10 protein-coding genes are annotated in these 11,305 nt (G+C 41.8%); 1 reads left to right on the top strand and 9 read right to left on the bottom strand.

Annotated elements, in window-relative coordinates:
* The 3 genes from ppdK to thrC all read right to left on the bottom strand — a co-directional run.
* On the bottom strand, positions 1-2,166 hold a 2,166-nt coding region (gene ppdK / locus Q8N22_01630; protein MDP3052639.1), incomplete at its 3' end, for a pyruvate, phosphate dikinase.
* A 201-nt stretch (positions 2,167-2,367) separates the two neighbouring features.
* Complete coding sequence (locus Q8N22_01625; protein ID MDP3052638.1) at positions 2,368-2,820, bottom strand: DUF192 domain-containing protein; 453 nt, start codon at positions 2,818-2,820, stop codon at positions 2,368-2,370.
* Between the two features lie 11 nt (positions 2,821-2,831).
* Complete coding sequence (gene thrC, locus Q8N22_01620; GenBank protein ID MDP3052637.1) at positions 2,832-4,163, bottom strand: threonine synthase; 1,332 nt, start codon at positions 4,161-4,163, stop codon at positions 2,832-2,834.
* Between the two features lie 149 nt (positions 4,164-4,312).
* Between thrC and Q8N22_01615 the strand changes: the two genes are divergently transcribed.
* Entirely contained in the window at positions 4,313-4,951 is a 639-nt protein-coding gene (locus Q8N22_01615) for a hypothetical protein (protein MDP3052636.1), read from the top strand.
* A 66-nt stretch (positions 4,952-5,017) separates the two neighbouring features.
* On the opposite strand, the gene Q8N22_01610 is transcribed toward Q8N22_01615, so the two are convergent.
* From Q8N22_01610 to Q8N22_01585, 6 genes are all read right to left on the bottom strand, one after another.
* Positions 5,018-5,215, bottom strand: coding sequence for a cold shock domain-containing protein (locus Q8N22_01610; GenBank protein MDP3052635.1), 198 nt, complete (start codon positions 5,213-5,215; stop codon positions 5,018-5,020).
* A gap of 147 nt (positions 5,216-5,362) precedes the next feature.
* A complete protein-coding gene (gene rlmN, locus Q8N22_01605) occupies positions 5,363-6,364 on the bottom strand; it encodes a 23S rRNA (adenine(2503)-C(2))-methyltransferase RlmN (protein MDP3052634.1) in 1,002 nt (333 codons plus the stop codon).
* A 73-nt stretch (positions 6,365-6,437) separates the two neighbouring features.
* Positions 6,438-6,767 (bottom strand): RNA-binding protein, encoded by a 330-nt coding sequence (locus tag Q8N22_01600; GenBank protein ID MDP3052633.1) that lies wholly within the window; start codon positions 6,765-6,767, stop codon positions 6,438-6,440.
* 137 nt (positions 6,768-6,904) lie between these two features.
* Positions 6,905-8,368, bottom strand: a complete 1,464-nt coding sequence (locus Q8N22_01595) for a PIF1 family DEAD/DEAH box helicase (GenBank protein ID MDP3052632.1) — start codon at positions 8,366-8,368, stop codon at positions 6,905-6,907.
* Between the two features lie 65 nt (positions 8,369-8,433).
* Complete coding sequence (locus tag Q8N22_01590) at positions 8,434-9,729, bottom strand: NAD(P)/FAD-dependent oxidoreductase (protein ID MDP3052631.1); 1,296 nt, start codon at positions 9,727-9,729, stop codon at positions 8,434-8,436.
* 22 nt (positions 9,730-9,751) lie between these two features.
* Positions 9,752-11,203, bottom strand: coding sequence for an ABC-F family ATP-binding cassette domain-containing protein (locus Q8N22_01585; protein MDP3052630.1), 1,452 nt, complete (start codon positions 11,201-11,203; stop codon positions 9,752-9,754).
* Positions 11,204-11,305 lie beyond the last annotated feature (102 nt).

Raw genomic sequence — 11,305 nt, 5'->3', positions numbered from 1 at the left:
ACCCAAACGCACGCCGCGGTGGCCCATCATGGGGTTGGATTCATGAAGCGAATCCGCCCGTTTAGTTAATTCAGTCATGGAGATTTTTAAATTTTTAGCCAATTGTTCAAGTTTCGCTTTTTCGCGGGGGACAAATTCGTGTAAAGGCGGGTCAAGCAGCCGGAATACCACCGGAAATCCATCCATGGCTTTGAGCGTATTTTTTACATCCCGTTTTACGTAAAAAGATAATTCCTGGAGCGCCTTTTTTCTTTCGGCTTCGGTTTTCGAGACGATCATTTTACGCAAAAGAAATAAAGGCTCATCCGAATTTTTGCCGTAAAACATATGTTCAGTTCTAAAAAGTCCGATGCCTTCGGCGCCGAATTGCCTGGCTTTTTTGGCGTCTTCGGGAGTATCGGCATTGGTGCGAATTCCCAATTTTTTTATTGAACGGCAAACTTCCAAAAATTCGCTAAGAAGTTTATTTTCTTCGGAGGCATCAATCATCGGCAATCTTCCTTCATAAACATTTCCTTTGGTGCCGTTTAAAGTAATCCAATCGCCTTCGTTTAATATTTTTCCGTCAATATGGATTTGTTTTTTAGGATAATCAATATGTAAAGCGCCGCAACCCACAATACAGCATTTTCCCCAGCCGCGGGCTACCAGAGCCGCGTGGGATGTCATCCCGCCTCGGGCAGTGAGAATGGCTTGAGCCGCGCGCATTCCTTCAACGTCTTCAGGGCTGGTTTCTTCGCGCACTAAAATTACTTTTTTATTTTCTTTGGCCCAAGCTACGGCTTCATGGCTGGAAAAAACAATTTGACCGCCGGCTCCGCCCGGTCCGGCGGGCAAACCTTTGGCCAAAGGTTTTTGTTTTGATTCCGCTTTAGGGTCAATTATCGGATGCAGTAATTCTTCCAATTGGCTGGGTGTAACACGCATCGCCGCTTCTTCTTTGGTAATCAGTTTTTCTTTTAGCATATCCATCGCCATTTTTACCGCCGCCGGTCCGTTGCGTTTACCGGTGCGGCACTGAAGCATAAATAAGCGGTCTTTCTCAATCGTAAATTCAATATCCTGCATGTCGCGGTAATGTTTTTCCAAACGGTTCTGGATACTGAACAGTTCTTTGTAAAGTTTGGGCATGGCTTTTTCCAAAGATACCAAGTTTTTATTATGTCCGGATTTGGAAGATTCGTTTATGGGCGCCGGCGTGCGGATGCCCGCCACCACGTCTTCGCCTTGGGCGTTGATCAGATATTCGCCGTAGAATTTATTCTCGCCGTTTCCGGGATTGCGGGTGAAAGCCACGCCGGTGGCCGAGTCATTGCCCATATTTCCAAAGACCATGCTTTGAACATTTACCGCCGTGCCCCACTCGTCGGGAATGCCCTCAATTCTTCGGTAGCTGATTGCCCGTTTGCCGTTCCATGAGGCGAAAACTGCGCCGATGCCGCCCCATAATTGCTCTTCTGGATTGTCGGGAAATTCTTTTTTCAAAACTGATCTGATTTTTTCCTTGAATAATTCGCAGAGTTTTTTTAAATCAGCCACGGTTAAATCCGTATCCGAGGAGTATTCTTTTTCTTTTTTAAGATTGCCCATTATTTTTTCCAGCTGTTTGCGGATGCCCTGCTCGTCTTTGGGTTCAATGCCGGCGGCTTTTTCCATGACCACATCCGAATACATCATTATCAACCGGCGGTAAGCGTCATATACGAATTTTTCATTTCCATTGCTTTGTTTTATCAACCCGGGAATAGTTTTTTCGGTTAGTCCGACATTTAAAATAGTTTCCATCATTCCGGGCATGGATTTGCGCGCCCCGGAGCGTACCGAAACCAAAAGGGGATTAATAGGGTCGCCGAATTTTCTTCCCATTAATTTTTCTATTTTTCTTAACGCTTTTTCTGCTTCTTCTTTCAGATTTTCAGGATAGATTTTTTTATTTTGATAATAAGCGCAGACCTCGGTGGTAATGGTAAAGCCGGGCGGAACGGGAAGCTTAAGGTCTTTATGCCCGGCCATTTCAGCCAGGTTGGCGCCTTTTCCTCCCAAAAGATTTTTCATGCTTTCATTGCCGTCGGCCTTTTCTCCGCCAAAAAAATAAACCCCGTTAGAAATTCCGTTAGTAATTATTTTTCCCGCAGAAACTTTTTTATTTCTAACGGGGTAAACCATTTTTGTAATTTTTTTTAAACATAATTCCTATTATATACAGGATTAAGAAATTTTCAACCAAAATCGCCAAGAATCCACGCAACGGCTCAACGGGGATTTTCGTTGAGCCGTTGAAAATTGGCTACTATTGTAATTCCACGATCGTGGAATTACAATAGTAGCCGACTAAAAGTAACTGATTAAAATTTTTCTTTAATTATTCTATTCTGCTAAAAATCCCGACAGGTTCGCTTTATCTCCAATTTTTAAGCCGATTTTTCCGGCGAGGCCTCCGTTTATTTCTAAAACATATTCGGCGTTTTTATCGGGGTTTATGTAAAAACAGGGAGATTCTTCAGGGCAGGGCTGGGTATTTTCGCTGACAAAAACCACTTCTTTGTTTTCGTTAATCCATATTATATCCAGAGGGATTAAAGTATTTTTCATCCAAAAGGGATATTTGCCTTCTTTTTTGAAAATAAAAAACATGCCTTTGTCTGCTGCTAAATTTTCTCTAAACATCAAGCCGCGGCTCATTTCGGCGGTGGTTTTGGCCAACTCGACATCAAAGCAATAATTTTTAAAACAAACTCGGTTTGATTTTTCTTTTATTAAAACTACCGCGGCTACCGCCAGAATTACAAAGAAAACAATCAATAAATTTTTTCTTTTCATGTCGTAATATTTTATAGATTCAAAATTTTTGCTGCGGTTTCGGTGCGGCAATCTTTTGCGGAAATAATATTTTTTTCTAAATGAGCAGCTGCCGTTTCCGTGAATTTTAAACCGGTTGCCGTAGATACCACTACAACTCGTTTTCCTTTCTTAATCCAGCCTTTATTCACCGCGTTCCGAATTCCTGCCAGAGCCATGCCGGTTTGAGGACAAACAAAATATCCATCTCTACCGCAGACAGAGACAGCTTCATTAAGGTCCCGTTCGCTGGCAATTTGCATAGCGCCGTTGGAATAAATTATTTCTCGCATTACTTTATCGCGAGAAACCGGATTACCGATTCGAGCGGCAGTGGCGGATGTTTCGCCGACTTTAATCGGCTGATAATTTGATTTCCATTTGTCCAAAAAAATCTGGCTGTCTTTTTCCGTTAAATTCCATGATTTCGCCAGGGGATTGGCGGCCTCTGACTGGCAACCAAGGATTTGAGAAATTTTTTTAAATCCGAATTTTTTCATTAATCTCATCGCCTTTCCGATGGATGAACAGTTGCTGCCGTTTCCGACTGGAACCGCAATCCAATCAGGCAATTGCCACTTAAAATACTGGGCAATTTGGAAAACCGTGGCTTGGTGCCCTTCTATCCGGGCAGGGTTTAAGCTATTGGCAGGATAAACTCCGTAATTTGCAACCAGTTCTTTCATCACTTTCATGCAATCGTCAAAGTCGCCGGGGAGAAGAATAACCTTTGCTCCATAAACCAAAGGCTGGGCTAATTGCACCGGCGTTATTTTTCCTTTGGGCAATAAAACAGCGCATTGGATTCCGGCTGCGGCCGCATAAGCAGCCGCCATCGCCGAAGTATCTCCGGTGGAAGCGCAGGCGACAGCTTTGATTCCGGCCGCTTTCGCGACAGACATCATTACCGTTCCGCCGAAATCCTTGAACGAACCCGTTGGCGTCATTCCTTCAAGAATCAGATAAAGCTCAATATCGCCGACCCATTCTCTTAAATGTTTTCCGGCGCAGACAATCGGAACGAATCCTTCGCGCAAAGTGACAATGTAGTCATCCGGCAGAAAGGGCATTACCCATTCTTTAAAACGCCAGACGCCGGAACAATCTGAAGGATTTTTGGAATGGAAAGCGCTGGAAATAATTCGGGAATCAAAGACGCCAATATAACGAGCGCGGCTTCCTTCCTGTAAATTAAAATCGTGCTCTATGTCATATAAATTTCCGCACTTAGGACACTCAAATTTCCTCTCATCCAATAAATCCGTTTTATAGCCGCATCCGATACAAGACAACCAACTTTGTTTAATGGTAAAAGGTTTTTGCATTTTTACTTCTTTCTTACATCTTAATTAATATAATTTGGAATTTCGTTTTCAACTATCTGACAACCAACTTTACTGTTTATATTATATGCCTTTTTGGTATAATTATTCAAAGGTCAGAATAAAAAATTAATAAAAGTAAGCATAAATTTATGCAATTCAATAAGAAACTGGCGCTACGGGTGATTGTATTAATAGTCGGTTTGGCTCTGATAATTTCAGGCGTTATTAAAATCGTCGGAGGATTGAAGGACACAAAGGATTCTAATACCATTAATAAATTTAATGAAATTTATGCTCTGGGAGGACAAATAGGCGAAGAAATGAAAATAACCGGCGCCTTGCTCAATGGCATATCCGGCAAGGAGCAGGCGAAGGACTATGCCGGAGCGGTTAAGGATATAAGCACGGCCATTTCAGATATTGATAATGTAATTTCCGAGTTTAATGTTCTGAATATTAAAATTTCCGAGTTTAAGAAAATACTGGGGGATGACCCCGATCAAGCCGTGAAACAAAGCGGTTTGAAATTAGTCGATTTATTGGAACAAAGAAATATTGCTTCATTAGACCTTATAAACAACACAAAACAGTTTGTTGTTTTATCTAAAACTTATTATGAAGAATTAGCAGCCGGGAAAACCGAAGTCAAAATTGACGAGATCCAAGCAAATAGTTTCATTCAGAAAATTACCCAAGCTGATAAAACTCTATTGGTATTAACACCCCAAGTCAACACTGCTACGCAGGATTTTGCCAAAATCGCCAACTTCCAGCTGAAAACAAAATAAATTAATAAAAAAATCAGGCCTAGAAATAGGCCTGATTTTTATTTATCTGTTTTACAGAATTGATTCTTAAATGCGAGTTACGTTTGTTGCGTTGGGTCCTTTCGGAGAATCAGTTTTGTCAAAAGACAATCTGTCACCCTCTTTCAACTCTTCAAACTTTACACCTTTAAGTTCATTGCCGTGGAAAAACAAATCTTTTTCTTCGCCATCAACGGTAATAAATCCAAATCCTTTATCTGTAAGTTTTTTTATTATTCCTTCCATAGTTGTTAAGTTAGTTTAATTAATGTTTTAAGGTTTTATCCTAAAGTTTAGTTTTCCGATGAAGCTCGACGAAATTTCATAGATAACTATCTTAGAAAGAACGTTAACATATAAAAACAAATTAGTCAATTAAATAATTCTCCGGGACTAACCGGCTTTTCCGGTTGCCAACTGGCCGCAAGCGCCTTCAATATCTTGGCCGAAGCTATGTCTTTGAGTAACCGTTACGCCCTCTTTTTCTAAAATTTCTTTGAACCTTTTAATTTTTGAAGGGAGAGAGGGCTCAAAGATTCCGGTAAAGTTGCAGGGAATCAGATTGACAAAACAAAGAGGTCTTTTTATCAGTTCGGCTAATTTTTCAGCCTGCTTTTCGGAATCGTTCAAATTTTTTATCATTATATATTCAAACATTACCCGCCGTCGGGTTTTTTTGATGTAGTCGTCAACCGCGTTTAAAATTTTTTTGATGGAATATTTTTTGTTAATCGGCATTAATTTTGAGCGGAGTTTGTCATCGGGCGCGTGGAGGGAAACGGCTAAATTTATTTGCAATCCTTCTTCGGCTAATTTCTCAATTCCCTCAACAATTCCAATCGTAGAGATTGAAAAATGCCTGGCTCCCAAATTAAATCCCTCTTCATTATTCAGAATTTTAATCGCCTCTATCACATTTTCATAATTTAAAAACGGCTCTCCCATCCCCATAAAGACAACGCTGGCAACCCTTTCCTTATCTTTTTTTAAATAACGGGCAAAAAATAAAACCTGTTCAATAATTTCCCAGACCTCAAGGTTTCTTTTAAATCCTAATTTTCCGGTGGCGCAAAAAGAACAATTCAAAAGGCAGCCGACCTGCGAAGAAACGCAAACAGTATTTCTTTTGTCTTTGTGGCGCATTAAAACCGTTTCAATTTTCAAATCGTCTTTTAGGGCGATAAGGGCTTTTATCGCGTTTTTGTCTTTAGAAACAAATGTTTTCGCCGATATTTCAATCGGGCATTTTTTATCTAATTCTTCTCTTAGGATTAACGGTAGGGCCATCGCTTCCTGCCAGTTTTGGATTAAATCTTTAAAAAGGGCTTTTTGGGCCTGTTCCAACCGATATTTTGGTTCTTTCTCGAATAATTTTTTAAATTGGATTAAATCCATAATGAAATTCTAACAAAGAAATGAAAAATCCCCAATGAAGGGGATTTTTCAATACGCTTAAAGCGTTCTGAGATTATCGTCCGAAACCACCGCCGAAGCCACCGCGGCCTCCGCGATCGCCACGGTCAAATCCGCCTGTCCGAGGAGCGCGAGGTTCCATCGGGCGAGCTTCATTTACCGTAACAGTCCGGCCATCAAGCTCTTTGCCATTGAACATTTCAATCGCTTTTAAAGCTTCTTCGTCGGATGACATTTCCACAAAACCGAATCCTTTTGAACGTCCAGACATTCTGTCAATAATGACAGTCGCTGTTTCAACGGCTCCGGCTTTGGCGAATGTTTCTTTCAGAGTATCTGCAGTGGTGTCGTATGACAGTCCACCTACATATAATTTTTTTGCCATAATATTTTCTTGTATTAAATTAATAATGAGTAAGTCGACCTAACTTCTTTACCTCTTGAACTTGCGCACTATTACGTTATACAAGGAAAGAGAACCAGAAACTTACTTTTTCATATTACCTTATAATCTGAAATAAGTCAAGAGCGATAATGAAATCTATTTTTTGCCCGTTTGCCTTGAACGTTTTTATGTTTGAGCGGACTATGAGGTGTTTTCTGATTGTCAGCGGGGCTTTCTGAAATAATTTCTCCTCCGCATGAACGAATGAACTGTTCGCGCATTGCGGTAATTTTGTTTTCTGTTGTTTTGTTAAATATACTCATTGCCTGTTCGGATTGCGCGCGAAATTTTACATCTTGAGCTAACACCTCAGGGTGTACTTTAAATGTATGTTCGTTCCAGCCGAGAAGATACAGGCCCGAAAGCCGCCTGACGCGCGAGAGTGCGACGTAACCCTGCCCGAATTCAAAAACAGCGCTTAAATCCATCACTGCTTCGTCCAAACTCATGCCCTGGCTTTTATGCACTGTAATGGCCCAGGCAAGACGAAGCGGCAGTTGCGTAATCCGCGCGCGAATTTTTCCGTCTTCTTCCACTGTCCAGCCCATCGGTTCAACTTCAATCATTTTTCCGCTCCGCGTTTCCACAATCGGATAACCGGTGTACTCGCTAAATTTTTTAACCAGGCCGAGCGTGCCGTTCATAAATCCTTCTTTCGGACTGTTTTTTGTGAACATAATCGCCGCTCCGATTTTAAGATAAAGCGTTTCTGGCGAAAGACATCCTCTTTTCAGCGCGGCGGCAACAGCCTCCGGACCCTGCGAGGACATATTAAATACGCGCGACACGCCGGAAAGTTTCGCGAGCACTTCGTTATTAACGCGATCCACATCGGCATTATGCGAAAAAAGTTTCAGCATGCCGTTTGGCGCGGCATGATGTTCAATTTTTCTTGTTTCAATGCGCCGCAAGTGATTATCATCAAATACATTGCTCCGCATTGCCGAGAGCAAGGCGAGAAAATTTTTATCGTCCTGCCGGTATTGTTCGGTGAGATAGCACACAATCGGATTCGCTCGTTCCCAGGCCGGAGAATCATAAGCAAAACGGCATACCGGCTCTTCAATGAGCGCGGCCGGCGTTTTGTTTTCCGCTTCCTTTTCCATAATCGGCGGCAACTGGAAAAAATCGCCGACTAAAATAATTTGGATACCGCCGAATGGCTTCGGATTCTGTTTTATTTCGCGGCAAACAGCATCAATCATGGAAAAAACTTTTGGAGGAAGCATAGAGACTTCGTCTATGATAAGAATTTTTGCGCGCTGGACGCGTTTCGCGACGAGTTTGTTTGACGCGATTTTATTAAGATCTGATTTGCTCAAATTTGTTTTAATTCCGATGCCGCTCCAGGAGTGGATCGTTATTCCGCCTATGTGTGTCGCGGCAATGCCGGTTGAAGCCGCGATTGCCGGCTCAATGCCCTGCGCGCGCAAATATTCCACGTACTCATTAATAGTATGCGTTTTGCCGGATCCCGGTTCGCCGGTTAAAAAAATATTCGCGCCGGTTTTCAATATTGATAGCGCTTGAGATTGGGTCATATAAATTTATCTGAACTATTCGCTTATTTTAGAGCATTATCGCAGAAAAATATACGCGAAAAAGCTTATTCACGGCTTTTTCCGGCGATATAGCCGGTACTCCAGCACATTTGCAGGTTAAAGCCGCCGGTTTTGCCGTCAACGTCAATAATTTCTCCCGCGAAAAACAAGTTATTAATTATTTTTGATTTCATTGTTTTGTGATCTATTTCTTCCAAAAATACTCCTCCTCTCGTAACTTTGGCTTCGTCAAAACCTAAAATACTTTCTGCGGCAACCTCAAGATTTTTTAAAGTTTTTACTATTATTGCTCTTTCCGGCCTTGAGATATTACTCGCTATTTTATTTTTATTTACGCCTGTAATATCCAATAGGACCTCAGCTAATTTTTCGGGCACAAAATCCGATAATGTGTTTTTAATATTTTTTTTCGGATATCTTTTAGAAGTTTCTTCAAGTTTTTTCAAAAGCTCTTCTTGGGTTAGCGCCGGAAACAAATCAAGGCATATTTTTACGCCATCTTTTTCTAATAGTTCTCCGACTTTGGCGCTGATATTTAAAACAGCCGGCCCGCTTATGCCAAAATGAGTAAACAAAATTTCTCCTTTCTCGCTGAATTGTTTTTTACCTGCTTGACCGGCAGGCAGGCCATTTTTTGAAACATTTATTTTAACGTCTCTTAAACTTATTCCCTGCAGATTTTTAACCCATTCCTCTTTTAATTTTATCGGCGACAAAGCGGGCATCGGTTTCACAATCGTATGCCCTAATTTTTCAGCTAATTTATAGCCCAAACCGTCAGAGCCGGTCAAAGGATAAGATTTTCCGCCGGTACAAAATATATATTTTTCAGCCGTAATTTCTCTGTCTTTTAAAATTAGTTTGCTGATTTTTCTTCGCCCTGCCGTAGCCTTCGGCGAAGGCGGGTTGCCTTCCATTTCAACAGACGCAACTTCGGAATTAAAAAGTATATTCACCTTGTTTTTCGCTAAATATTTATTTAACGCTTCCAAAACTTTTTCCGAGTCATCGCTTTTCGGGAAAACTCTTTTTCCTTCCTCAATTTTAGTTTTTACTCCCAGTTTTTCAAAAAAATTAATAACTTCTTTCGGCCCGAAAACGGAAAAAGCGTGAAAGAGAAATTCTCCGTTATTATAGTTTTTTACCAGCTCGGGTAAATTAAATTCCGCGTTGGTCAGGTTGCACCTGCCATTGCCGGTTAAAAGAAGTTTTTTGCCAAGCTGTTTGTTCTTTTCTATCAATACAACTTTAGCGCCCGATTCCGCCGCTACGCCGGCCGCTATCATTCCGGCAGGCCCTGCTCCGACAACGGCAATATCAAATTTATTTTCTTTTATCATAAAATAATAATTTGGAGTTTGGCTATTTATCCAAATCAAGCGTTTCGTCAATTCTAATTTTTTCCACAAATTCGCTTATGTGAGAAACAAGTATCATCGCGCCTTCATATTTATTAAGAGCTTCCGCAATGACCGGAATATGCCGAAAATTAATATGGTTTGTGGGTTCGTCAAGGATAAGAAGGCCGGGGCGCGTGAGCACGAGCCGCGCGAATGCGACTAGTCCTTTTTGGCCCTCGGACAAATTTCCTATTTTTATGTGCATCAAGTCGGAGGTTATCAAAAACCCCGCGGCGACACTGCGCATTTCTTCCTCGGTTTTTTCATCGGCGACCGCTATAAGCGAATCGCGCACCGTATCCTCAAAATTGAGGGTTGAAAAATCCTGCTTGTAATAATAAACGCGCACGCCGTGGGCGATATGAGCGCCTTTTGAAGCGTTTCCGGCGATTGATTCAAGAAGCGTGGATTTGCCGATGCCGTTCGGCCCGGAAAGAAGCAAATGCATTTTTCTTCTGAGCGAGATATTCGCTTTTTTTACGGTTGCCTTATGGTTTCTTATCACGGAGAATGAAGTGATTTTTATAATTTCACCCACGAGCTCGGGCTGGGAGGGGATAATAAAAGGGCGGATGGTTTTATCTTCTTTCCTGACTTCAACTTTGTTTTCTTCGTATTCTTCCGCTTTTTCTCGCATGCGTCTTGCCACCAATCTCAATTTGCCGCCTTTATGCGCGAAAAAATTGGCCTTATCCTTGTTTTCCTGGATTTCTTTCGCGAGCCGGGCATTTTCCCTGTTCTCTTTTTCCATGCGGGCCGTTATCTCTTTTACCACGTCAAAATAATTGCCGAAGTACTGTTCTATTTTTTTAGTAAAGACATCAAGATAAAGAACGCCGTCGGTGAATGAATTTAAGAAATCGGAATCATGAGAAATGACGATTACCGTTTTTTTGTAGTTTTTTAAAAATGCGGTCAGATGCGCTACTCCGGCTTTATCCAGATTATTTGTCGGCTCGTCAAGAAGCAAAATGTCCGGGTTTTGGATGATGGCCGAGGCGAGGAGGAGGCGCGCTTGCTGTCCGCCGGAAAATGATTTGATTATTCTGTCGTGAGGGGCGGAAAGATTCACTACTTCCAGCACTTCATCTATTTTGGGGTCAATGTCGTATATTTTTTTTGGAAAGCGTTTTCCAAAAAATTCTCTTACGGTGATATCCATTTCTTTCCGGGGCATCACTTGCGGAGCTGTGGCGGTGGAAAGGTCCGGGTCCATGCGTATTTTTCCGGATTCCGGCGCGATGGTGCCCATAATAAGGCCGAAAAGCGTGGACTTGCCGGCGCCATTCTGGCCCATAAGCGTCACCTTCATTCCGCGGCGCACGGAAAAACTCACCTCCTCAAGGAGGCGTTTATTGTGTCCATATTCAAAAGACACCTTATCAAATCTCACCACCATTTCATTTTCGGACATAGAATAGAAGATTACCTCATCTTTCCGAAAATGGGAAACGGGTTTTATCAATTATTTAATTCAGAACCCGGCAAATTTGATTCCGAACGCTGAATTTTGAAA

The sequence above is a fragment of the bacterium genome (assembly GCA_030693325.1).
GTDB lineage: Bacteria > Patescibacteriota > Minisyncoccia > UBA6257 > MFKM01 > MFKM01.
Note: the sequence above shows the minus strand (reverse complement) of the source record. Positions and strands in the feature narration are given on the sequence as shown.